The following is a 22,635-nucleotide window of genomic DNA, read 5'->3' on the forward strand; positions in this document are numbered from 1 at the left end:
CTGGGAATTGTGCCCATCCAGCCGGTGGCCGCAGCCCCAGTGCCCGATACTGCAGGCTTTGCAACCTGAGCGGAGTAAACACCATGCAAGGCCACCCTGAAGTCATCGACTACCTCAAAGAACTGCTGCGCGGCGAGCTGACCGCCCGTGACCAGTACTTTGCCCATTCACGCATCTATGAAGACCTGGGGCTGAACAAGCTGTTTACCCGCATCGACCACGAGATGCAGGAAGAAACCCAGCACGCCGATGCCATCTTGCGCCGCATTTTGCTGCTCGGTGGCCGCCCGGACATGCGCCCCAAAGAGCTGACCCTGGGCGAGAACGTGCCCGACATGCTGCGCAAAGACTTGGCCGCCGAATACGCGGTGCGCGACAACCTGCGCCAAGGCATGGCCTTGTGCGAGCAGCACGGTGACTTTGTCAGCCGCGACATCTTGCTGCAGCAGCTGCACGACACCGAGGCCGACCACACCTATTGGCTGGAAAAGCAGCTCAATCTGATTGAACAGATTGGGCTGCAAAACTACCTGCAAAGCCAGATGGGGTGAGAGCGTAAATACGTTATAAGAACGTGTTCACGATCTCCTCATGGGTGTGCGGGCGCGGCTTCGGGCGGTCTGCGTCGTTGCAAATCCTCGCAATAGCCAAGCTATTGCTGTGGTTTGCGCCTCGCAACCCATCCCCAACCGCATCCCCCACACCTTCATTCGAGATCATGAACACGTTCTAAGCGCCCAGCGCCTGGGCGTGGTGGGCCAGGTGGTCGCCGATCAAGCTGGCAATAAAGTAATAGCTGTGGTCGTAGCCCGCGTGGCGGCGCAGCGTCAGTGGGTGGCCTGCGGCTTGGCAGGCGGCCTCCAGCAGCTCGGGGCGCAGTTGCGCGGCCAGAAAGTCATCGGCCAGGCCCTGGTCGATCAGCAAGGGCAGGCGTTCTGGGCGCTCTTGGGCCACCAAGGCCACCGCATCGTGCGCTTGCCACGCGCTGCGGTCGGTGCCCAGGTAGGCGGTAAACGCTTTTTCGCCCCACGGCACTTGGCTGGGGGCCACGATGGGCGAAAAGGCCGACACGCTGGCGTAGCGCCCAGGGTATTTCAGCGCCAGGGTCAAGGCCCCATGGCCCCCCATCGAGTGGCCGCTGATGGCGCGGTGCGTGCTGGCGGGAAAGTGCGCCTCGATCAGCGCGGGCAGCTCCTGCACCACATAGTCTTCCATGCGGTAGTGCGCAGCCCAGGGCGCTTGGGTGGCGTTCAGGTAAAACCCGGCCCCTTGCCCCAGGTCGTAAGCGGCATCGTCGGCCACCTCGGTGCCGCGCGGGCTGGTGTCCGGTGCCACCAAGATGAAGCCGTGCTGCGCCGCGCTGTGCTGTGCCCCGGCTTTGGTGATGAAGTTTTGCTCAGTGCAGGTCAGGCCCGAGAGCCAATACAGCACCGGGCAGCGCTGCCCCGCCAGCGCCTGGGGCGGCAGGTACACGCCAAAGCGCATGTCGCAGAGCAGGCTGGTGCTGGGGTGCTGCCACACCTGCTGCTGCCCGCCAAAGCAGGCGTGGTTTTCCAGTTGCTGCAGGCTCATGCCGCAGTCTCCTTGGCCGTGGGCGCGTAGTGCAGCACGCTGCGGATGCTTTTGCCTTCGTGCATCAGATCAAAAGCGTGGTTGATGTCTTCCAGCCCCATCGTGTGGGTGACAAAGGGGGCCAGCTGGATGCGCTCGGCCATGGCATCTTCCACCATGCCGGGCAGTTCGCTGCGGCCCTTGACCCCGCCAAAAGCACTGCCCAGCCAGCGCCGGCCGGTGACCAGTTGGAAGGGGCGTGTAGAAATTTCTTGCCCTGCACCGGCCACGCCGATGATGATGCTTTGCCCCCAGCCCCGGTGGGCGCACTCCAGCGCAGCGCGCATGACATTGACGTTGCCAATGCACTCAAAGCTGTGGTCCACGCCCCAGCCGGTCATTTCCACAATCACCTCTTGAATGGGGCGTTGGTGGTCTTTGGGATTGACGCAGTCGGTCGCGCCAAAGGTGCGGGCCAGCTCAAATTTGCTGGGGTTGGTGTCGATGGCGATGATGCGCCCTGCGCCCGCCAGCTTGGCCCCTTGTAGCACCGCCAAACCGATGCCGCCCAAGCCAAACACGGCCACGCTGTCGCCCGCTTGCACCTTGGCGGTGTGTTTGACCGCGCCCAGTCCGGTGGTGACCCCGCAGCCCAGCAGGCAGACGTGTTCAGGGTTGGCGTTGGGGTTGATTTTGGCCAGCGAGACTTCGGCCACCACGGTGTATTCGCTGAACGTCGAGCAGCCCATGTAGTGGTAAATGGGCTGGCCCTGGTAGGAAAAGCGCGTGGTGCCATCGGGCATCAGGCCCTTGCCCTGGGTGGCCCGCACGGCCACGCACAGATTGGTTTTGCCGCTTTTACAGAACAGGCATTCGCCGCATTCGGCGGTGTACAGCGGGATCACGTGGTCGCCCGGCTGCACGCTGGTCACGCCTTCGCCCACCTCGACGACGATGCCCGCGCCTTCGTGGCCGAGCACGGCGGGAAAGACCCCTTCGGGGTCATCGCCGCTTAAGGTAAAGGCATCGGTGTGACACACGCCGGTGTGCGTGATTTTGACGAGCACTTCGCCCTTTTTCGGCGGAGCGACGTCGATTTCGACGATTTGTAGTGGCTCTCCAGCCTTAAAGGCCACGGCGGCACGGGATTTCATAACAGCTCCTTGGGCGGTAAACAAGCGGTGACTATATCGCCCGGCACGCCGCCAGAGCGCGGGCGACCAAGGTGGCCTGCGCCTGGGGCGCATCGCAGGCAATCGTTTGCCGCTGGGGCATGCTGCGCAGCCAGGTGATTTGGCGCTTGGCCAGCTGGCGCGTGGCGGCAATGCCTTTTTCGCGCAGGCTGGGCATGTCCACGGATTGGTGGTGGGCGGCTGCGCTGTCCAGCGCCTCCCAGGCTTGGCGGTAGCCCACGCAGCGCATGCTGGGCAAATCCAGGTGCAAATCGCCGCGCTGGCGCAGCTGCTGCATCTCCTGCAAAAAGCCCTCAGCCAGCATGGCATCAAAGCGCTGGGCAATGCGCTCGTGCAGCCAGGTGCGGTTTTCAGGTTCTAAAGAAAAAAAGCCATTTTCGCTGATGGGGCTTGCGGTTACAGCTCTGGTTTTTGATTTATGAAAAGCCGACAAAGGCTGGCCGGTGCGCTCCCACACTTCCAGGGCCCGCTGGATGCGTTGGCTGTCGTTGGGGGCCAGGCGGGCGGCGGTGACCGGATCGACCTGGGCCAGCCGGGCGTGCATCGCGGGCCAGCCAATGGCAGCGGCCTCGGCATCCAGGCGCTGGCGCACGGCAGGATCGGCCGTGGGCAGGTCGTCCAGGCCGTCCATCAGGGCTTTGAAGTAGAGCATGGTGCCGCCCACCAGCAGCGGTATGGCGTGGCGCTGGCGGATGGCGGCGATCAGCGCGGTGGCATCGCGCACAAAATCGGCGGCGCTGTAGGACTGCAGCGGGTCGAGGAGGTCGATCAGGTGGTGCGGCACCTGGGCCAATTCTTCGGCCGTGGGCTTGGCGGTGCCAATGTCCATGCCGCGATAGACCAGGGCGGAATCAACGCTGATGATCTCGCAGGCCTGCCCGCGTGCCGCCAGGGCGGCGGCCAGGGCCAGGGCGGCGGCGGTTTTGCCGCTGGCGGTGGGGCCAGCAATGGCCAGGCAGGGCAGGGCGAGGGCGCAAGAGGGGGGGGAGGGTTCAAGTATTGGCATCGGGATGGCCGAATTTTTGCACCAATCCCCAAGCAATTGCGCCCAGCAGCACAGAAAACAGCCCTACGCCCTGCACCAATGGCCAGACCGTGCCGTTGAGCTGGGCACTGACCCAGGCCCCTGTGGCAAAGGCCACCAACATCATCATGAAACCGTTGAAGGCCGAGGCCACGCCGGCTGCGTCCGGAAACGGTGCCACGCAGCCCGATTGCCCACAGGGCTGGTGGATGCCATGGCCCAGCATGAACAGGTAAAACGGCGGCAACAGGGCCAGCGGCGTATGCCAGCCCGCGGCGGCCACCGCCATGACCAGGCCGCCGCCGCTGACGCTGAGCAGCCCCCCAATGGCCACCGTGCGCGTGAGGCCGAAGCGGGCCATGAGTGCCCGGCACAAAAAGGTGCCGGCGAAGTAGGCCACGCCGGTAGAAAACAGCACTGCCCCGTAGCGGGTGCGCTCCAGCCCCAGCACTTCAATGAAGATGAAGGAGGACGAGGCCAGGAAGACGAACAACCCGCCGTAGGAGGCCGTGGTCAGCAGCGAATAGGCCCAGAAGGTGGGGTGGCGCAGCACCCGTCCCCAGGTGCGCAGCAAGATGGCCGGGCGCAGCGCCTGCGGGTTGGGCTGGGGCAGGGATTCGGGCAGGTGCCGCCACACCATGGCCAGGGTGAGCAGGGCGTAGGCGGTCAGCGCCAGCAGGGCAGAGCGCCAGCCCAGCGCATCGGCCAGCCAGCCGCCGATGGGGGCGCACAGGCAGGCCACTACGCCCAGGCCGGTCAGCGCCTTGGACATGGCCCGCGCCCCGGCCACGGGGGTGTACAGGTCGCGCACGATGGCCCGCCCGCACATCACCACCGCGCCCATGGCCACCCCTTGCAGGGTGCGCCACAGGATGAGCAGATCCATGCTGGCCGCCAGGGTATTGCCGATGGAGGCCAGGGTGTACAGCAGCAGTCCGGTCAGCAAAATGGGCCTGCGGCCCCAGCGGTCGGACAGCGGCCCCCAGAAAAGCTGGGAGCAGCCAAAGGCCAGCAGCAGGGCGCTCAAAGTGAGCTGCCCCTGCGTTACGCTGGCCCCCAGGGCGTAGGTCAGCGTGGGCAGGGCGGGCAGGTACAGGTCGGTGGTGACGGGCTGGATGCTTAGCAGCAGTGCCAGCACGAGGATGGTGATGCCTGATTCGGCAGCAGCAGGGACGGAAGGGGTGCGCATGGCAGCATTCTGGCGGCAGGGAGCGGGGCAAGGAGCGCAAATGCGCTCTTTTATTCCGCGTCTGGCTGCTGCCCCGGCGCGGCCTGGGCAAAAGCGGGCAATTGCTCGCAGGTGGCCACGATGCGCTCAATGGTGGGGTAGCCCTGGGTGGGGCAGCCAAAGCGCCGGGCGTTGAACACTTGCGGCACCAGGCAGCAATCGGCCAGCGTGGGGCTGTCGCCGTGGCAAAACTGGCCGGTGGCGCTGCTGGTGGCCAGCATCTCCTCCAGCGCGCCCAGGCCCAGGGCGATCCAGTGGGCATACCACGCATCCTTTTGCTGGCTGCTCAGGCCCATGTCCTGGGTGAGGTAGCGCAGCACGCGCAGGTTGTTCAGCGGGTGGATTTCGCAGGCCACCACCTGGGCCAGGGCCCGCACCCGGGCGCGGCCCAGCAAGTCGGCAGGCAGCAGGGCGGGGGCCTGGGGGTAGGCTTCTTCCAAGTATTCCATGATGGCCAGCGATTGGGTGAGGGTGGCGCTGCCGTCTGTTGATGCCGTGGCCGTTTGCAGACTGGGCACCAGGGCCTGCGGGTTGAGGGCCCGGTAGGCGCTGGTGTGCTGTTGGCCGCCGTCCTTGACCAGATGGACGGCGTGGCTGTCGTAGGGCAGACCTTTGAGCCCCAGGGCGATGCGCACCCGGTAGGCGGCCGAGCTGCGAAAGTAGGTATAGAGCGTGAGCATATCGGGCAGGTGTCCTTCAAGGTCAATTGAGCGCATGCACCAGCCACAGCGACAGCCCCGGCACCAGCATCAAGATGGCCGTGCGCACGATGTCCGAGGCGATGAAGGGCAGCGTGCCTTTGTAGGTTTCTTTCATCGGCACGTCTTTGGCCAAGCTGTTGATGATGAACAGGTTCATGCCCACGGGCGGGGTGATCAGGCCGATCTCCACCACCATCAGCGCCAGGATGCCGAACCAGATGGCCTTGTCTGTCTGGCCCAGCCCCCAAAAGTCCAGCCCCAGCACGATGGGCAAAAAGATGGGAATGGTCAGCAGCAGCATGGACAGGCTGTCCATCACGCAGCCCAGCACCAGGTAGATCAGCACAATGCCCAGCAGCACCAGCATGGGCGGCAGGTCGGCGCCCAGCACCCACTGCGCTGCGGCCACGGGCATTTGCGAGATGGCAAAGAAAGCGTTGAGCAAATCTGCACCCAGCAAGATCAAAAAGATCATGGCGGTGGCCGATGCTGTGTCCAGCGCGGCATCCACGATGCCTTGCCAGGTCAGCTCGCGCATGAGCAGGGCCAGTGCGCCGGTGGCGATGGTGCCGATGGCGGCGGCCTCGGTGGGGGTGAAGATGCCACCGTAGATGCCGCCGATCACGGTGACAAAAATCGCCACAATCGGCCAGACCTCACGCAGGGTGTGCAGGCGCTCGCTCCAGTTCATGCGTGGCGCAGCCGGGCCGCTGCCGGGCGAGAGGCGCACATAAATCATGATGGCCACCATGTAGCCGCTCAGGGCCAGCAGGCCCGGCAGCAGGGCGGCGATGAACATGGCAGCCACGTTCTGCTCGGCCAGCACGGCGTAGATCACCAGCACCACCGAGGGCGGAATCAGCACCCCCAGGGTGCCGCCGGCCGCCAGTGCGCCGGTGGCCAGTGCGGGCGAATAGTTGTAGCGGCGCAGCTCGGGCAGGGCCACCTGCCCCATGGTGGCCGCGGTGGCCAGCGAAGAGCCGCAGATGGCCCCAAAGCCGGCGCAGGCCCCCACCGCACTCATGGCCACACCGCCCCGGTAGTGGCCCAAAAATGCATTTGTGGCCTGGAACAGCCGCCGCGACAGTCCGCCGCGCGAGGCCAGATTGCCCATCAGTAAAAACAGCGGCACCACCGACAGGTCATAGACCGAATAGCGGGCAAACGCCATGGTTTTGGCGTAGTTGAACAGTGGGTCAATGCCCGCCACCAGGGCGTAGCCAATGCCCCCGGCCAGCAGCATCGCCACCGCAATGTGGACGCGGATGACCAGCAGCACCAGCACCAGCCCCCCCATCAAAAAGCCAATCGTTACGCCGCTCATGCTGCATTCCCTTGGTGGTTATTCAGGTTCTTGCCCAGTGTCCAGGCAGTGTAGAGGGCGGTAAGCGTCAGCAGGCCAAAGCCGGGCGCGATGGTGATGTGCGCCCACCACAGCGGCCAGTCCAGGATCATGGATGTCTCGCCGTTGTTGTAGGCCTCAATGGCACCGGCCGTGCTGCGCCAGGCCAGCCAGGTGGCGACCACGGCCAGCACCAGCGCAGCCAAAACGTCCAGCACGGCGCGGGTGCGGGCGCTGGCGCCGTGGGTGAAAAAGTCCACGATGACGTGGGCGTTCTTCATCTGCGCGTAGGGCAGGAAAGAGGCAATGGCCAGCGAGCAAATGATTTGCACGATTTCCACATCCCCCATGACGGGGGAGTCGAACAGGGCGCGGCCCAGCACGCTCCAGGTGGACAGCAGGCAGATGCCCAGCAGCAGCGCCACGCCGCACAGGGCCGACAGTTGCGACCAGCCCAGCAGGAAACGGCCTAGCGCATCCTGCGGGGTCGCTGGTGCGGCAGCGCCTTCAGGGGAATGAACAACTTCAGTCATCAGATACTCAATAAAAGAAGCTTTTACCGCTGATAAATAAAAGACTTCAGAACAAAAAAATGCTGAAAATCAATAAATTCAAGCGGTAAAAGCTATCTGTTTTTTTATTTGGCGTATTGGGCCGACAGGGTTTGGGCATCGTGCAGCATGGCCTTGCCGTCGTAGCCCTTGGCCGTGACTTCTTTGACCCAGTCGGTGGCCACACGGGCCGTGGCTTTCTGGAAGCCCTCTACCTCGGCCGCGCCGATGGTGTTGAACTGGTTGCCCCGGTCTTGCGCCTGCTTGCGGGCGGCGGGGGCCGATTCATCCCAGGCTTTGCCGATGGCGGCTGAGAAGTCCACGCCCGAGTTGGCATCAATCACCTTTTTCTGCTCCGGGGTCAGGCTGTCGTACTTCGCCTGGTTCATGGCAATGGTGAACAGCGTGGTGTACAGGCCGGGTTGCGGCGGGCTGATTTCCGAGTGGTACTTGGTCATCTCGTGCAGCTTCATGGTGGGCACCACTTCCCAGGGCAGCACGTAGCCATCGACCACGCCCTTGGAGACGGCATCTGGGGTCTGCGGCATGGGCATGGCCACGGGGGTTGCGCCCAGGGCGGCAATCATCTTGTTGGTCAGGCGCGTGGGGGCGCGCATCTTCAGGCCTTTGAAGTCGGCCACCTTGGTGATGGGGCGCTTGTTGTTGTGAATCTGGCCGCGATCGTGTACGTGAAAGGCCAGGGCCTTGAGGCCGGCAAAGTCTTTCTGGCCGTATTTTTGGTAAATCTCCCAGGCGGCGCGGCTGCCGCCTTCCGCGTCTTTGGTCAGAAAGGGCAGCTCCATCACCTCCATCGACGGAAAGCGCCCGGCGGTGTAGCCCGGCAGCGTCCAGACGATGTCGGCCACGCCGTCAATCGCCTGCTGAATCAGTTGCGGGGGCGTGCCGCCCAGCTGCATGGAGGGGTAGATCTGGCATTGCAGGGTGTTGTTCGACTCCTGGGCAATCTTGGCGCACCAAGGCTCCAGCACCTTTTGCTGCGACAGCGCGGTGGCGGGCCAAAAATGGGCCACTTTCAGGATCACGGGATCGGCGCTGGCGGCCAGGCTGGCGCTGGCGCAGGCCAGGGCGATGAGGGTTTTTTGCATGGTGTTTGTCTCCTTGGGGTGTGAAATGTCGTCCGTTATCGGATCGGTTATTTATCCAGGCTGTGGGTGTCCACCTGGTTTTCGATGGTGCCGAAGATGCTGGCGCCCTGGGCATCGAACATCTCGATGCGCACCACGTCGCCGTGGCGCATGAAGGGGGTGACGGGCTTACCTTGCTCAATGGTTTCGTAGGTGCGCACCTCGGCCAGGCAGCAGTAACCCACGCCGCCGTTGGCAATGGACGAGCCCCACAGGTTGCCCTGCTTGTTCGACACCGTGCCCGAGCCAATGATGGAGCCAGCGCACAGCGTGCGCGTCTTGGCCACGTGGGCAATCAACTGGCCGAAGTTGAAGGTCATGTCCACCCCGGCGTTGGGTTTGCCAAACAGTTCGCCGTTCAGGTGAACCACCAGGGGCAGGTGCAGCTTGCTGTCCTGCCAGGCATCGCCCAGCTCGTCGGGCGTGACGGCCACGGGGCTGAAGGCGCTGGCCGGTTTGCTCTGGAAAAAGCCAAAACCCTTGGCCAGTTCTGCCGGAATCAGGTGGCGCAGCGATACGTCATTGACCAGCATCACCAGCCGGATGGCCTTGGCCGCTTCCTTGGGTGTGGCACCCAGGGGCACGTCGCCGGTGACGACGGTGACCTCGGCCTCCATGTCAATGCCCCAGGCCTCCTTGGCTACGATGGGCGCGCGCGGGGCGATGAAGCCGTCGCTGCCGCCCTGGTACATCAGCGGGTCGGTGTAGAAGGTCTCGGGCACCTCGGCGTTGCGGGCGCGGCGCACCAGCTCAACGTGGTTGAGGTAGGCCGAGCCATCGGCCCATTGCCAGGTGCGCGGCAGTGGGCTGTGGCAGGCGGCCTGGTCAAACGGCTCGCCTTCGATGGCACCGCTGTTCAGCGCTTCGTACACCTGGCGCAGTTGTGGCTCCACCGTGGCCCAGTCGTCCATCGCGGCCAGCAGGGTGCGGGCAATGGCGGGCACGGCGCGGCAGCGGCCCAGGTCGCGGCTGACGACGACCAGGGTGCCGTCGCGGCCGCCTTGTTGCAGGGTGGCAAGTTTCATGGGGTGGGGTTTCCTTTAGAAAATGGAATTAGTTGGCGTAGCTGCCGTCGTGCATCCAGCGGGCATGCGTGGGGGCCTTTTTGGTGCGGTCCCACTCGTTGAGCATGTCCCACTTCACCTCGTCCAGCATCTGGTTCATCTTGGGCGTGGCGGTGTCGGCCGCCAGCTCCAGGCGGTGGCCGGACGGGTCGCGGAAGTAGATCGACTGGAAGATGGTGTGGTCAGTGGGGCCGATCACTTCGATGCCGTCGGCTTCCATCTTGGCCTTGACTTTCAGCATGGTGTCGATGGAATCGACCTTCAGCGCCAGGTGCTGCGTCCACGCCGGGGTGTTGGCATCCGACGGGGCGATCATGGGCTGCTTGGTCGGCAGCTCGAAGAACGCCAGGATGTTGCCGCCGCCGATGTCGATGAAGATGTGCATGTAGGGGTCGGGCTCCTTGGTGGAGGGCACTTGGTTTTCGGCAATGGCGAGGATGAAATTGGCATCGAGGTACTTTTGGTACCACTCCACGGTTTCCTTCGCGTTTTTGCAGCGGTAAGCGACATGGTGAACGCCGTTGAGAAAGGCCATGGTTGTCTCCTTGGGTGGGGGGGGGGAATGGATTTTTAATTGTTGAAAGGCTGGCGGGCAATGGCCAGCGCCTGGCGCAGCACGCTGATGTCGCCAATGTGGTTGGCCAGCAGCAGCACCAGTCGGGCATTGACGGCCAGGCTTTGCTCGTCGCTCAGGCCCTGGTGGGTGTCGATCAGGGCTTCGTAGAAATCATCGCCGGGCGAATAGGCCTGGAAGTAGCGTTTGCCGGGTTCGTGCAGGTTGGCAGCGGTGATTAGGGGCATGGGGTGGTCTCCTTGGGATTTTTTATGGACGGTTCACGGTTCAGGCACTGGCGGCGGCGTTGCCCGTGGCGCGGGCCACGGCGGCGCGCACCCGTGCGGCATCAAAGCTGCGCCAGCGGGCGGCCACGTGCTGGTCGGGGCGCAGCAGGTAGCAGGTGCCCGGCTGCAGGTCGTAGCGCTGGGCGATGCTGCCTTGCGTGTCCAGCAGCGTCAGCAGGCCGTGCGGGGCTGCGCCGGTTTTGGCCACCACCACGGCCTGCACGCCAATGCGGTCGTGGGCCAGCGCGGCCAATGCCTGGGCCTGGGCGGCGCTGATCTGGCTGGCATCTTCAACGTAGTAAAGCAGCTGAAAGCGCGTGTCCATCGCGCCCAGCAGCCAGCCGGTGCGGCTGCCGCTGACGGGGGCATCGTCCATGGGGGCACCGGGCACCATGTTGCCGGCAAATGCGTCGCTGTCGGGGGTGTTCAGCGGCGAATCGACCAGCCAGCTGGGCACCGACAGGCGGCCCGAATTGACCAGGGCGCGGGCAAAGGGGTAGTCCTGCGCCAGCTCCAGCACCGCGTTGCGAAAGGCTTTGCTGACGTTGCTCTTGGGCGTGATGAAGTCGGTCGAGCGCGTCGAGTTCATGATGTTCTCGTCAGCGGCGTAGCAGCGCTCGGCGCTGTAGCTGTCCAGCAGCGAAGCGGGGGCTTTGCCGTCCAGCACCAGTTTCAATTTCCAGGCCAGGTTGTCGGTGTCTTGAATGCCGCTGTTGGCCCCACGTGCGCCAAAGGGCGAGACCTGGTGCGCCGCATCGCCCACAAACAGCACGCGGTTGTGGTTGAACCGGCCCATGCGGCGGCACTGGAAGGTGTAGACGCTGACCCATTCCAGCTCAAACTCGCGCTCGTCGCCCAGCATGGCTTGGATGCGCGGGATGACGTTTTCGGGCTTTTTCTCGGCCTCGGGGTCGGCATCCCAGCCCAGCTGAAAGTCGATGCGCCAGACGTTGTCGGCCTGCTTGTGCAGCAGCACCGACTGGTTGCGGTGGAAGGGCGGGTCGAACCAGAACCAGCGCTCGGCGGGGTAGTCGGCCTTCATCACCACGTCGGCAATCAGGAAGCGGTCCATGAAAATTTTGCCCTCAATGTCCAGCCCCAGCATGGTGCGAATGGGCGAGCGCGCGCCGTCCGCGGCCACCAGCCAATCGGTCGTCAGGGTGTAGGCACCGTCGGGCGTTTCCACGCGCACGGTGGCCTGGGCATCGTCTTGCTCCACGCTGATGACGTTGTTTTTGAAGCGCATCTCCAGGTTGGGCAACTGGCGGGCGCGGGCCACCAGGTAGTCCTCCAGGTAGTACTGCTGCAGGTTCACCATGCCGGGGCGCTGGTGGCCTTCTTGGGGGCACAGGTTGAAGTTGAACACCTCGCCATCGCCAAAAAAGGTGCGGCCCACGTTCCAGGACACGCCCTTTTCCACGGCAGGCGCGCCGCAGTTCAGGCGGTCGAGCACTTCCAGCGTGCGCTTGGCATAGCACACGCCGCGCGAGCCGATGGAGACGGTGTCGTCGTTGTCCAGCAGCAGCACCTGCTGGCCCTGGGCCGCCAAGTCAATCGCCATGGACAGACCCACAGGCCCCGCGCCAACGATCACCACGGGGTAGTGGCCGCTGCGCTGCTCGGCCACTTCGGGCGGGCAGACGTACTCGAATTTGGGGTAGGTGTAGGTGGATAGCATCTTGTCTCCGTCTTGGTAATATTCTTTTTAAAAAGATAGCTCCTACCGCTTGTATTTGCTATGTTTCAGATAAATTTCTATCTGAAATTGTTTTTTTATCAGCGGTAGAAGCTATTTGTTTGTTCAGACTTGCTGCAGCGCGTGCCACATTTCTTTGTCGCGCTCGGCCGTCCAGATGCGTGGGTCGCGGATGCCGCTGGCCTCGTCGTGGGCGCGCGTCACGTCAAATGGCAGGCAGTGCTCGTAGATGAACACGTGGCCAAACTTGGGGTCCATGGCCTTGCGTGTGTGCTGCATGGTGGCGTTCAAATCCATGCCCTGGGCCACGGCCTCTTGGGCGCTTTGGTACAGGGTGCTGACGAAATCGCGTGTGTAGGCCAGGCCTTTTTGCACGGCTTCGGGGGTCATCAGCGCGGGGCCACGGCCGGGGATCAGCTTGTCAAACTGCATGGCGGCCAGGTTGTCCAGCGTTTGCGGCCAGTCGGCCAGGTAGGCATCGCCGGTGTAGCAGGCAGCGTCGGCCTCGACCAGGTCGCCCGAGAAGCAGATGTTTTGGCTGGGCAGATAGACGATGGTGTCGCCCTTGGTGTGGCCACGGCCCACTTGCTTAATCTTCACCTCCAGCTTGCCCAGCCACAGGGTCATCTCGCCCTCAAAAGTCATGGTCGGCCAGGTCAGGCCGGGCACGCTTTCCACCGCCTGGAACAGGCGCGGAAAGCGGCCAATTTCCGAATCCATGTCCTGCTGGCCGCGCTCAACGATCAGGTCGTAGGTATCGCGGCTGGCAATGATTTGCTCCAACCCTTCGCTTTTGTAGCCCGACGCGCCCAGCACGCGCACGGCGTGGTAGTGGGTCAGCACCACGTATTTGATGGGCTTGTCGGTGATTTCACGGATTTTGGCGATCACGCCCTGCGCAGCCACGGGGGTGGCCGTGGCATCGATGATCATGCAGCCATCGTCACCAATGATGACTCCGGTGTTCGGGTCGCCCTCGGCGGTGTAGGCGTAGGCGTTGTCGCTGAGCTTTTCCCAGCTGATCTTTTTTTCTTCCAGGTCGGCCTGGGAGGCGAATTTTTTCTCGGTCATGCGCGGTTCTCCTTGAATTGAATGGCAGTGCTTGGATGCATTAAAAAGGAGATCTATTTATGATTCAAACGGTTTTTTCTTATCAATTTATTGGTTTACCTTATGAATGTCACCCTGCGCCAGCTGCATGCCTTTATCGCCGTGGCCCAGACGGGCAGCTTTACGCTGGCGGCCGAGCGGTTGTTTGTCACCCAGTCGGCTTTGAGCGGCTTGATTCGTGAACTGGAGAGCAGCCTGGGCCTGCGCCTGTTTGACCGCAGCACGCGGCGCTTGCGTTTGTCCGTGATCGGGCAGGAGCTGTACCCGCAGATCGAAAAAATCCTGCACGACCTCGAAGGCGTGGTCAGCGAGGCCGGGAACCTTAAAGCCCTGCAGCGCGGCAAGGTGCGCATTGCCGTGCCGCAGCTCTTGGCCTGCACCCTGCTGCCGCAGGTGATGGCCGACTTCAAAGCGTTGCACCCCGGCGTGCAGCTGCGCATGGTCGATTGCGCGGTGGAAAGCGTCATGGCGCGGGTGTTCTCGGGCGAGGTGGACATTGGCATTGGCCCCGAGCGCGAGACCAATTCCGACATCGAGGCCGCCGAGCTGTTTACCCTGCCCTTTATGGTGGTGCTGCCCAAGGGCCACCCGCTGGCCGCGCAGGAGCAGGTGCGCTGGCAGGACTTGAGCGCCCAGCCCCTGATCACCCTGCAGGGGCAATTTACCGATCTGTTGGTCAGCGACGCGGGCGATGCCGCCCGCGACCTGCAGCAGGACTCGTTCATGCAAGTGACGTTCATGACCTCGGCGCTGGCGCTGGTGCGCGCTGGCCTGGGCATTACCTTGTGCATGCCCTATGCGCGCTTGCTGGTCGAGCAAAACGGCCTGGTCATGCGCCCGTTGGTTCATCCGCAGGTGCAGCGCAGCTTTTGGATTTTTACGCGCAAAGGGCGTTCGCTCTCGCCTGCTGCACAAGGATTTTTGGATTTTGCCCGTGGGCAATTGGCGCGTGCGTGGGCGTAATTCAGGGCGGTGCGGGGAATTACGGTAGTACCATACGGCGCTAGGACTGTCCGCAAGTGTAAATTTTTATAGCAAGGAGCCGTGATGGCGTACTTTGAATGGGCGAGCGATATGGTCATTGACCACGATGGCCCGATTGACCAAGACCACCGCCGCTTGGTCGCGCAGGTTAATCGTTTGCACGATGCCACCAGCCAAGGCAGTGGCCAAGAAATCGTGGCCGGGTTGTTGGAAGAATTACTGGCCGACACCAAAGAGCATTTGGCGCACGAAGAGCGCTTTATGGCCAGCGTTGGCTTTCCTGAATCCGAAGCCCACCACAAGGGGCATGATCACTTTGTGGCCGAGCTGGTGCGCTTAAAAGAGCTGTACGAAGGCGGCAGCCCCACCGTGGCCACCCGCCTGTCGCAACTGCTGCGCGATTGGCTGTCGCTGCACATTCGCCGCAACGACAAAGAAGTGCGCTTGTTTCTGGACAAGCAAAGGCGCCTGAAGGCTCTAAAAAAATCCTGATGCCCTGGGCCTGAAAAAAGCATAAAAAAAGCACAAAAAAAAGCGCTACCGCATTGCAGTAGCGCTTTTTTGTGTTCAGCCGGGTGGTTTAAATCACGCCTTGGGCCAGCATGGCATCGGCCACTTTGACAAAGCCGGCGATGTTGGCACCGTCGATGTAGCTAATGCTGCCATCGGCACGCTGGCCGTGCTTGACGCAGGCAGCGTGGATGCTCTTCATGATGCCGTGCAGGCGGGCATCGACTTCTTCGGCGGTCCAGCTCAGGCGCATGGCGTTCTGGCTCATTTCCAGACCCGAGGTGGCCACGCCACCGGCGTTCGAGGCCTTGCCGGGTGCGTACAGCACGCCAGCGTGTTCAAAGACCTTGGCCGCTTCGTTGGTGCTGGGCATGTTGGCGCCTTCGGCCACGCAGACCACACCGTTCTGGATGAGGGTCTTGGCGTCGTTCTCGTCCAGTTCGTTTTGTGTGGCGCAGGGCAGCGCGATGTCCACGGCGATGTGCCAAGGGGTCTTGCCTGCCTGGAACTCAGCGCCCACTTTGGCAGCGTATTCGCTGACGCGGCCGTACTGCTCGTTCTTGATCTGCATCAGGATGGCCAGTTTTTCCGGGGTGAAGCCTGCAGCGTCGTACACGGTGCCGCCGGAGTCGGACACGGTGACCACTTTGGCGCCCAGTTGCATGGCTTTTTCTACGGCGTACTGCGCCACGTTGCCCGAGCCGGACACCGACACGGTCTTGCCGGCAAACGATTGGCCACGGGTGGCCAGCATTTCCTGGGCGAAGTACACGGTGCCGTAGCCGGTGGCTTCGGGGCGGATCAGCGAGCCGCCAAAGCTCAGGCCTTTGCCGGTGAACACGCTCGAAGCGTTGTTGGCCAGCTTTTTGTACATGCCAGCGATGAAGCCCACTTCGCGGCCACCCACGCCGATGTCGCCTGCGGGCACATCGGTATCGGGGCCAATGTGGCGGAACAGCTCCGAGGCGAAGGCCTGGCAGAAACGCATGACCTCGGCGTTGCTCTTGCCTTTGGGGTCGAAGTCGGAACCGCCTTTGCCGCCACCCATGGGCAAGGTGGTCAGGGCGTTTTTGAAGGTTTGTTCAAAGGCCAAAAATTTCAGCACCGAAGGGGTCACCGAGGGGTGAAAGCGCAGCCCCCCCTTGTACGGGCCAATGGCCATGCTGTGCTGGATGCGGTAGCCGCGATTGACGCGCACCTGGCCTTTGTCGTCGTGCCAGCAGACGCGAAATTGAATCAGGCGCTCGGGTTCGACCAGGCGCTCCAGCAAGGCTTGCTCGGCGTAGCGTGGATTGGCAGAAATGAAAGGCCACAGGCTCTCCATCACTTCAGTGACCGCCTGCAAAAACTCGGGCTGGTCGGGGTTGCGGCGGGCAATGTCTTGCAGGAAGTGTTCAAGGGTGGGGAGCGTCATGGGAAAGCGGCCTTTCATACCGGTAATGCAATGCGGCGGATTATGCCAAAAATGTATGACTTCATGCCGTTTGCATTGCGTTGCCAGGCATCGTTGGGAGCGATGAGGGTAAAAAAATATAAGAAAAAAGCGCTTAAACCCTTTCAGGTCAAGCGCTTTAAGCTCTTTTATTTATTCATCATTTTTTACTCTAATTCAAACGGCGTCGCCCCCCATTGCACCGTGTGCGCCACCAAACCATAGACCAAGGTGTGCGCTGCGCTGGTGTCCAGCAGGTGGCCCACCATGGGGGCGTGGGCGCTGGTGTCGCAGCGCAGCAGCCAGTCGGAAGTGGGGGCCGGGCTGGTCAGGTCGGTGATGCACAGCAGCGCAATGCCCCGCTGCTGGGCTTGTTGGGCCAGGGTTTGCACCGCAGGGGGAATGCGCCCAAGGACGCACAGGATGAGCATGTCGCCCCGCGCCAAGGGGGTTAAAGCCTCTTCCAGCGTGGTGCCGGCCGCCGGTTGGGCCTGTGCTGGTTTGTCCAGGGCGGTGTGCAGCAATTGGCACAGGTGCTGGGCCAGCAGGTGGTTGGCCCCCAGGCCCACGGCCACTACGCGCGGGGCGCGGTGCAAGGCGGCGGCCAGGGTGTTCATGGTGCTGGCCGGAATTTGTGCCAGCGTGGCGCGCAGCTTGTCTTGCTGGGCTTGCCACAGCGCCTGGCTGTTGGGGGCGTTGGCGCTGGCCTGGGCGGCCGGGGGCAGGGGCAGGGTGCCGGCAGCGTCGGCCTCTAGCCGGGCCTGGCGGCGGGCTTCTTCGTAGGTGCCGTAGCCCAGGTGGCGCACAAAGCGGGTGATGGTGGCGTTGGATACGTCGGTAATCTGCGCCAATTCGCTGGCGCTGTAGCTGCCCAGGTGGATGGGGGTGTCCAAAATCAGCAGGGCGAGTTTTTTCTCGGTGGGCGAGAGCTGGTCCTGCATCTGGCGCAGGCGGGCCAAAAACGGGGTGGCGTTGGGGTGGGCGGGTTGCACAGGCATAGCGTTCAAACCAATCGTCGGGAATCGTCAGGGTTAGCGGCCGCGCAGAAACAGGCCATCGAGCTCGGCCATGCTCAACTGCCGCCAGGTGGGGCGGCCATGGTTGCATTGGTCGGCGCGGTCGGTCTGTTCCATTTGGCGCAGCAGGGCGTTCATTTCATCGAGGGTCAGGCGCCGGTGCGCCCGCACGGCCCCATGGCATGCCATGGTGGCCAGGATTTCATGGCGGGCGCGGGCCACCAGGGTGCTGGCCTCGTGCTGGTGCAGCTCGGCCAGCACGCTGCGGGCCAGTTCCACCGCATCGCCTTGTGCCAAGAGGGCGGGCACGGCCCGCACCGCCAAGGTTTTGGGCGAGAACGGGACCACCTCCAGCCCCAAGGTGGCCAAGGTGGCGCTGTGCGCTTCGGCAGCGGCCACTTCTTGCGGGGTGGCGGCAAAGGTGGCGGCAATCAGCAAGGGCTGGCTGGCAATGGGTTGGTCGTGGCCCACCTGGGTTTTCAGGCGCTCGTACACGATGCGCTCGTGCGCGGCGTGCATATCGACGATGACCATGCCCTGGGCGTTTTCCGCCAGGATGTAAATGCCGTGGATTTGCGCCACGGCGCGGCCCAGTGGCCAGTGCTGGGCCGGGGCCGCTGCTGGCGGTGCGCTGGCTTCGGCCAAGGGAGCTTTGGCAGCAGGGGCGGTGGTGGCGGCAGGGTGGCTTTCTTGCACTTGCCATGCGGGCTGCGGGCTGGCTTCGCGCAGTGGTGCCCACAGGGCCTGCATGTGTGTGGGGGTCAGCGGTGTGGCCGCCGCAGGCGTTGCCGCAGCGGTGAAAGCCGGGGCGAACGCCGAGGGCACAGCGGCCGACAAGGGCATGGCCAACTGCTGTGGGGGTGTGCTTTGGGCACTGGCGGGCGCAGGCTGGGGGGCGGCATCCGGCACCTTGGCCTGGGCCGCCAGCCGCTGGGCACGGGGCACGGCCAGGGCATCTTCGATGGCGTGCTTGATGGCTTGGTGGACTTCGCGGCTGTCGCGAAAGCGCACTTCAATCTTGGTGGGGTGGACGTTCACATCCACACGCAGCGGGTCGATGCGGACGTACAGCGCATAAATGGGTTGCTTGTGGCCATGCAGCACGTCTTCATAGGCGGCCTTGGCGGCGTGCTGGATGACTTTGTCGCGCACAAAGCGGCCATTCACATAGCAGTACTGCTGGTCGGCGCGGTTGCGGGCCGCATCGGGCAGCCCGGCGCGGCCCGAGATGGTGATGGCGCCGTTGTTAAAAATACGGTGTACGGGCAGGCTGTTATCCACAAATTCCTGCCCCAGCACATCGGCCAGACGCCGCGCCAGGGCTTGGCTGTGCTCGGTCTCGGGGGGCACGGCCCGCCATTGCTCGACCAGTTTGCCCTCGTGCCAGATGGCAAAACCGACATCCGGGCGGGCCAGGGCGTGGCGGCGCACGCTTTCGATGCAGTGGGCCAGCTCAGTGGCATCGGTTTTTAAAAACTTGCGCCGCGCGGGGGTGGAGAAGAACAGCTCTTTGACCTCCAGCGTCGTGCCGGGGGCGCGGGCGGCGCGGCGCAGTTCGCCGCTGCGGGCATCGAGCAGCCAGGCGCTGTCGGCCTCGGGCGGGCGCGAGAGGATGCTGGTTTGCGAGACCGAGGCAATCGCCGCCAGCGCCTCGCCGCGAAAGCCCATGGTGGTCACACCCTCCAACTCCTGCAGATCGCGCACTTTGCTGGTGGCGTGGCGGCGCAGGGCAATGGGCAGTTCGGCCGGTGGGATGCCGCCGCCGTCATCCTCCACGCTGATCAGGCGCACCCCACCAGCCAGCAGCCGCACGGTGATCTGGCGGGCCCCGGCATCCAGCGCGTTATCGACCAATTCGCGCACCACCGAGGCGGGGCGCTCGACCACCTCGCCAGCGGCAATCTGGCTGATCAGTTCGTCGGGCAGGTCTTGGATGGCGCGGCGTGGGGGGGAAGGGGGGGCAGGCAAGGCGGAGGTGCTGGTCATTGCTGCGATTTTATGCACCTGGGCCGCTCTTGCCAGGCGCAGCGGATCTGGCCGCTGTGCGTGCGCCGCACGGCTGCTGGCGTTAGTCGTCGTAGTGGTAGTGGCGGTGCTTGTTGTGCTTTTTGCGTTTTTGGTGCGAGTGGCCGTGGCCGTGGCCGTCGTTGCGTTTGCCAATCTCGTTGCCGATCACGGCCCCGGCAGCCGCTCCGCCGATGGTGCCCAAGGTGGTGCCAAAAACGGCATCGCCCAGCAGGCCGCCGGCCACGGCCCCCGCGCCGGTGCCAATTTGGGCATTGCTGGGCCGGTGGGCGCAACCGGCCAGGCCCAGTGCCAGTGCCAAGGTGGTGCCGAGGATGAGTGTTTTGGTGCGGGTCATAAGATGATCCTCCGAATAATGTTACGCATACCCGTACTGTGCCAGCGCAACCGGTAAGCAGGCTTTACCAGAGGTAAAGTTCTCTGCCCGATTGCGAGTGTTTGTGAGAAAGCGCGGTGCGCAGCGCTACAGTACGCGGTTCTTTTGTTGATGCCCAGAGGCTGTGTTGTGGAAATTGCCGCGTTTTTGATCGACTTCATTCTGCATATCGACAAGCATTTGCAGGATTTTGTGGTGGCCTACGGCCCCTGGGTGTATGCCCTGTTGTTTTTGATTGTGTTTGTTGAAACCGGGGTGGTGGTCATGCCGTTTTTGCCCGGCGATTCGCTGCTGTTTATTGTGGGGGCCATGTGTGGCGCGGGGCTGATGGATTTCAGCTTGGCCATGGTGGTGCTGCTGGTGGCGGCGATTTTGGGCGACCAGTGCAATTACACGATTGGCCGCATGATTGGCCCCAAAGTGTTCCAGTGGGAGGATTCGCGCTGGTTCAACCGCCGCGCGTTTGAGCAGGCGCACCGCTTTTACGAGCGCTACGGCGGCGTGACCATCATCCTGGCGCGGTTCATGCCGTTCATTCGCACCTTTGCGCCGTTTGTGGGCGGGGTGGCGGCCATGTCGCGCAGCAAGTTCACGCTGTTTAATGTGGTCGGCGCGTTTATTTGGGTGCTGGGCATTGGCACGGCGGGCTACTTTTTTGGCAATTTGCCCTGGGTGCAGGCCAACTTGGAAAAAATCATCTGGGGTTTGATTTTGGTGCCCGGTTTGATCGCCATTTACGGCAGCTGGCACGCTGGGCGCAAAGAGAATGCTCTAAAAGCATAGCTGTTACCGCTTTAAATAAAAGGACTTCAAGGCAATAACACCTTGAAGTCCTTTTTTTATCAGCGCAAACAGCTTTCTTTTAAATAGAGCGCGAGCGGGCCGTGGGCGGGAATTTGGCAAAGTACTGGCGGATGCCTTGCATGATGGCATCGGCCAGCTTGGCCTGGTAGGCCGGCGAGCGCAGGCGCAGCTCCTCGTCGGGGTTGCTGATAAAGGCGGTTTCAATCAGCACGCTGGGGATGTCCGGGGCTTTGAGCACTGCAAAACCGGCCTGCTCCACCTTGGGTTTGTGCAGCTTGGCAAAGCCGCCAATGTGGCTGAGCACGGCGCTGCCCAGGTGCAGGCTGTCGCGAATTTGGGCCGTGGTGCTCATGTCCAGCACGGCGTTTTGCACGGCTTTGTTTTTGCTGGTGACGTTCACCCCGCCGATCAGGTCGGCCTGGTTTTCTTTGTCGGCCAGCCAGCGGGCTGCCGCGCTGGACGCGCCTTTGGGGCTCAGGGCAAACACGCTGGCCCCGTTGGCCGAGGGTTTGGTAAACGCATCGGCGTGGATGCTGATGAATAAATCGGCCTGCACGCGCCGCGCTTTGCTCACGCGCGTGGCCAGGGGCACAAAAAAATCGGCATCGCGGGTGAGAAAGGCCCGCATCGGGTTGCCATTGATGCGGGTGGCGTTGATGCGCTGGCGCAGCAGAAGGGCGATTTTCAGCACGATGTCTTTTTCGCGCGTGCCCCGGGGGCCGATGGCACCGGGGTCTTCGCCGCCGTGGCCGGGGTCCAGGGCGACGATGATGATGCGCTCGGTGGGCCCAGCGGTTTTGGTGCTGGGCGCAGGCTGCGCAGCTTGCGCCGGGGCGGCGGCCACTTGGGCCGGGGCACTGGGGGGTGCTGGAGCGACCGGGGCTGAGGACTCTGCCTGGGCCGTTTGGCGCTGGGCGATGAGCTGGCTAAGCGGATCATCGTCGTGCGCGGGGGCCGCCGCCGTCGCCGTCGTGTTGGCGGCCTGTTCGCTGCTGCCGGGCAGGCGCTCTTGAATCAGCTGGGCCAGGGGGTCGAGCTCTTGCGCCGGGTACAAGTCCAGCACCAGGCGGTGCTGGTAGGGTGGCACCGGCTTCAAGGTGAAGACCTGCGGGTTGGCCGCCTGCTTCAAATCGAGCACCATGCGCACCACGTTGGGGCTGTTTTGGCCGATGCGGATGGAGGCGATATTGGGGTCATCGGGCTGCACTTTGACGGCCAGCTCTTTGAGCGTGTTGGTCAGCTGCATGCCCTGAATGTCCACCGCCAGGCGCGGTGGGTTGGGGATGAAGGTTTGCGTGGTCTTGAGCGGTTTGTCCGATTCGAGCGTGACGCGGGAATAGTCCGGCGCAGGCCAGACCCGCACGGCCACCACGCTGGCGCCAAAGGCAATTTGCTGGCGACCCAGTAGGAAGGCCAAGGTGCCCGCTTGCAATAAACGGCGGCGGGGGTGGGAAACAAGGGGGCGGTTAGCGCTCATGAAAACCAGGCTTGCAAAAGTTGCGTACCGCAGGCACTGAGGGGGCGCAGATGCACGCGGCGTTGGGTGTCGTCAATGGCTTCGATATGGATAGCTACATCGGCTTGTGGGGCAAGGCCGGCAGCTTTTTCCGGCCATTCTGCCAGCTTCAATCCGGGGCTGGCGAAAATGTCCCGAAAACCGGCATCTTCCCACTCCAGCGGATCGTCAAAACGGTAAAAGTCAAAATGCCAGATGGCCAGCTGCGGCAGGTCGTAGGCCTCGACCACGGCGTAGGTCGGGCTTTTGATGCGCCCTGGCACGCCCAGGGCCTGCAGCAAATGGCGCACCAGCGTGGTTTTGCCCGCGCCCAGGTTGCCGTGCAGGGTGATAAAGGCCTGGGCCAGGGCCGAGTTGGCCATCATCTTGTGGGCTAATTGCTGGGCAAAGGCGGCGGTATCGGCTTCACTCGACCAGGTCAGCGTGACACCGGGGTGCGCCTGAGGGCGTTGGGGGGAATCGGGCATTTTTACAATCGGGCGCTTATGCACGCAAAAAATCACAGTCAAGAAAACCAAGCTCAAGCA

Annotated in this window: 23 protein-coding genes; 4 read left to right on the forward strand and 19 right to left on the reverse strand. The window is 63.3% G+C overall.

Going from position 1 to position 22,635, the window contains the following annotated elements; translation table 11 throughout:
- The first annotated feature begins 83 nt into the window (after positions 1–83).
- Positions 84–551, forward strand: a complete 468-nt coding sequence (gene bfr, locus J1777_RS00300; RefSeq protein WP_207573853.1) for a bacterioferritin — start codon at positions 84–86, stop codon at positions 549–551.
- Between the two features lie 178 nt (positions 552–729).
- Here bfr and fghA read toward each other — a convergent pair whose 3' ends face one another.
- The 13 genes from fghA to J1777_RS00365 form a co-directional block, all read right to left on the reverse strand.
- Positions 730–1,566, reverse strand: a complete 837-nt coding sequence (gene fghA, locus J1777_RS00305; protein ID WP_207573951.1) for an S-formylglutathione hydrolase — start codon at positions 1,564–1,566, stop codon at positions 730–732.
- A 2-nt stretch (positions 1,567–1,568) separates the two neighbouring features.
- The gene (locus J1777_RS00310) at positions 1,569–2,705 is read right to left on the reverse strand and encodes an S-(hydroxymethyl)glutathione dehydrogenase/class III alcohol dehydrogenase (RefSeq protein ID WP_207573854.1); all 1,137 of its coding nucleotides are present in this window, start codon (positions 2,703–2,705) and stop codon (positions 1,569–1,571) included.
- 31 nt (positions 2,706–2,736) lie between these two features.
- A complete protein-coding gene (gene miaA / locus J1777_RS00315; protein ID WP_207573855.1) occupies positions 2,737–3,750 on the reverse strand; it encodes a tRNA (adenosine(37)-N6)-dimethylallyltransferase MiaA in 1,014 nt (337 codons plus the stop codon).
- Complete coding sequence (locus tag J1777_RS00320; protein WP_207573856.1) at positions 3,737–4,957, reverse strand: multidrug effflux MFS transporter; 1,221 nt, start codon at positions 4,955–4,957, stop codon at positions 3,737–3,739. Before J1777_RS00320 ends, miaA begins: the two co-directional genes overlap by 14 nt.
- Positions 4,958–5,007: 50 nt before the next feature.
- A complete protein-coding gene (gene maiA, locus J1777_RS00325) occupies positions 5,008–5,676 on the reverse strand; it encodes a maleylacetoacetate isomerase (protein WP_207573952.1) in 669 nt (222 codons plus the stop codon).
- A 22-nt stretch (positions 5,677–5,698) separates the two neighbouring features.
- On the reverse strand, positions 5,699–7,021 hold the full coding sequence (locus tag J1777_RS00330; RefSeq protein ID WP_207573857.1) for a TRAP transporter large permease: 1,323 nt from the start codon (positions 7,019–7,021) through the stop codon (positions 5,699–5,701).
- Entirely contained in the window at positions 7,018–7,572 is a 555-nt protein-coding gene (locus tag J1777_RS00335) for a TRAP transporter small permease (RefSeq protein WP_207573858.1), read from the reverse strand. The genes J1777_RS00330 and J1777_RS00335 overlap by 4 nt, the downstream gene beginning before the upstream one ends.
- 104 nt (positions 7,573–7,676) lie before the next feature.
- Positions 7,677–8,696 (reverse strand): TRAP transporter substrate-binding protein, encoded by a 1,020-nt coding sequence (locus J1777_RS00340; RefSeq protein WP_207573859.1) that lies wholly within the window; start codon positions 8,694–8,696, stop codon positions 7,677–7,679.
- Positions 8,697–8,743: 47 nt separating this feature from the next.
- Positions 8,744–9,760, reverse strand: coding sequence for a fumarylacetoacetate hydrolase family protein (locus tag J1777_RS00345; RefSeq protein WP_207573860.1), 1,017 nt, complete (start codon positions 9,758–9,760; stop codon positions 8,744–8,746).
- Positions 9,761–9,788: 28 nt separating this feature from the next.
- Positions 9,789–10,334 carry a VOC family protein gene (locus J1777_RS00350; protein WP_207573861.1) on the reverse strand — a complete coding sequence of 182 codons (546 nt, stop codon included), beginning with the start codon at positions 10,332–10,334 and terminating at the stop codon, positions 9,789–9,791.
- 35 nt (positions 10,335–10,369) lie between these two features.
- The gene (locus tag J1777_RS00355; protein ID WP_207573862.1) at positions 10,370–10,600 is read right to left on the reverse strand and encodes a DUF2783 domain-containing protein; all 231 of its coding nucleotides are present in this window, start codon (positions 10,598–10,600) and stop codon (positions 10,370–10,372) included.
- 40 nt (positions 10,601–10,640) lie between these two features.
- Positions 10,641–12,317: an FAD-dependent oxidoreductase gene (locus tag J1777_RS00360; protein WP_207573863.1), complete on the reverse strand. Its 1,677-nt coding sequence runs from the start codon at positions 12,315–12,317 to the stop codon at positions 10,641–10,643.
- A gap of 123 nt (positions 12,318–12,440) precedes the next feature.
- Positions 12,441–13,406, reverse strand: coding sequence for an MBL fold metallo-hydrolase (locus J1777_RS00365; protein WP_207573864.1), 966 nt, complete (start codon positions 13,404–13,406; stop codon positions 12,441–12,443).
- 102 nt (positions 13,407–13,508) lie between these two features.
- On the opposite strand from J1777_RS00365, the gene J1777_RS00370 reads away from it, so the two are divergent.
- Both J1777_RS00370 and J1777_RS00375 read left to right on the forward strand, forming a co-directional pair.
- On the forward strand, positions 13,509–14,408 hold the full coding sequence (locus tag J1777_RS00370) for a LysR family transcriptional regulator (RefSeq protein WP_207573865.1): 900 nt from the start codon (positions 13,509–13,511) through the stop codon (positions 14,406–14,408).
- A gap of 84 nt (positions 14,409–14,492) precedes the next feature.
- A complete protein-coding gene (locus J1777_RS00375; RefSeq protein ID WP_207573866.1) occupies positions 14,493–14,921 on the forward strand; it encodes a bacteriohemerythrin in 429 nt (142 codons plus the stop codon).
- Positions 14,922–15,009: 88 nt separating this feature from the next.
- Here J1777_RS00375 and gdhA read toward each other — a convergent pair whose 3' ends face one another.
- The 4 genes from gdhA to J1777_RS00395 all read right to left on the reverse strand — a co-directional run bounded on the left by gdhA (position 15,010) and on the right by J1777_RS00395 (position 19,749).
- Entirely contained in the window at positions 15,010–16,353 is a 1,344-nt protein-coding gene (gene gdhA, locus J1777_RS00380) for an NADP-specific glutamate dehydrogenase (RefSeq protein ID WP_207573867.1), read from the reverse strand.
- Positions 16,354–16,538: 185 nt separating this feature from the next.
- Positions 16,539–17,369, reverse strand: a complete 831-nt coding sequence (locus J1777_RS00385) for a MurR/RpiR family transcriptional regulator (RefSeq protein WP_207573868.1) — start codon at positions 17,367–17,369, stop codon at positions 16,539–16,541.
- Positions 17,370–17,402: 33 nt separating this feature from the next.
- On the reverse strand, positions 17,403–19,373 hold the full coding sequence (gene mutL / locus J1777_RS00390) for a DNA mismatch repair endonuclease MutL (RefSeq protein ID WP_207573869.1): 1,971 nt from the start codon (positions 19,371–19,373) through the stop codon (positions 17,403–17,405).
- A gap of 82 nt (positions 19,374–19,455) precedes the next feature.
- The gene (locus J1777_RS00395; protein ID WP_207573870.1) at positions 19,456–19,749 is read right to left on the reverse strand and encodes a glycine zipper domain-containing protein; all 294 of its coding nucleotides are present in this window, start codon (positions 19,747–19,749) and stop codon (positions 19,456–19,458) included.
- 168 nt (positions 19,750–19,917) lie between these two features.
- Between J1777_RS00395 and J1777_RS00400 the strand changes: the two genes are divergently transcribed.
- Entirely contained in the window at positions 19,918–20,571 is a 654-nt protein-coding gene (locus tag J1777_RS00400) for a DedA family protein (RefSeq protein ID WP_207573953.1), read from the forward strand.
- A 79-nt stretch (positions 20,572–20,650) separates the two neighbouring features.
- Here J1777_RS00400 and J1777_RS00405 read toward each other — a convergent pair whose 3' ends face one another.
- Together J1777_RS00405 and tsaE are read right to left on the reverse strand one after the other, a co-directional pair.
- Positions 20,651–22,069 (reverse strand): N-acetylmuramoyl-L-alanine amidase, encoded by a 1,419-nt coding sequence (locus J1777_RS00405; RefSeq protein ID WP_207573871.1) that lies wholly within the window; start codon positions 22,067–22,069, stop codon positions 20,651–20,653.
- Positions 22,066–22,575 (reverse strand): tRNA (adenosine(37)-N6)-threonylcarbamoyltransferase complex ATPase subunit type 1 TsaE, encoded by a 510-nt coding sequence (gene tsaE, locus J1777_RS00410; RefSeq protein WP_207573872.1) that lies wholly within the window; start codon positions 22,573–22,575, stop codon positions 22,066–22,068. The genes J1777_RS00405 and tsaE overlap by 4 nt, the downstream gene beginning before the upstream one ends.
- Positions 22,576–22,635: the final 60 nt, after the last annotated feature.

The organism is Comamonas denitrificans (assembly GCF_017368815.1).
GTDB classification, from domain to species: Bacteria; Pseudomonadota; Gammaproteobacteria; order Burkholderiales; family Burkholderiaceae_C; genus Comamonas; species Comamonas denitrificans.